At 42.0% G+C, this 371-nt stretch carries 1 pseudogene; it reads left to right on the forward strand.

From position 1 onward, the window contains the following. Nucleotides 1–371 (forward strand): annotated as a pseudogene (locus tag KVT34_RS30000) (cation transporting ATPase C-terminal domain-containing protein); the annotation flags it as partial.

A 371-nucleotide genomic window follows, 5' to 3' on the forward strand; every position in this document is an offset into this window, starting at 1 on the left:
ACAAGTGCAGCTGTTATTGCAGGGATGCCGTTTCCGTTAGTGCCAATCCAAATTTTATAAATGAACCTTATTACAGATGCTTTACCGGCAATGATTTTAGCTGTAAATCCTGGGAACAAAACGAAGCAAACGAAACGCCAAGATATTGTGGATAAAGAGCTATACAAAAAGGTTGTGACGCGAGGAATATTGCTAGAAGTAGGATCGCTTGCTTTATTCGGTATGAGTTTAGCTGCTGGTGTGCCTCTTGTAGTAGCGCAAACATCAGCGTTTGCGGCGTTAGTTGCAGGTCAGCTCATTCAAACATTTTCTTGGAGGCAAGAAGGATCAGACGAAACAATGCGTGATTGGTCAAAAGATCGTTTCTTTGT

The organism is Paenibacillus sp. GbtcB18, from assembly GCF_019091125.1.
Taxonomy (GTDB): Bacteria; Bacillota; Bacilli; order Paenibacillales; family NBRC-103111; genus Paenibacillus_F; species Paenibacillus_F chitinolyticus.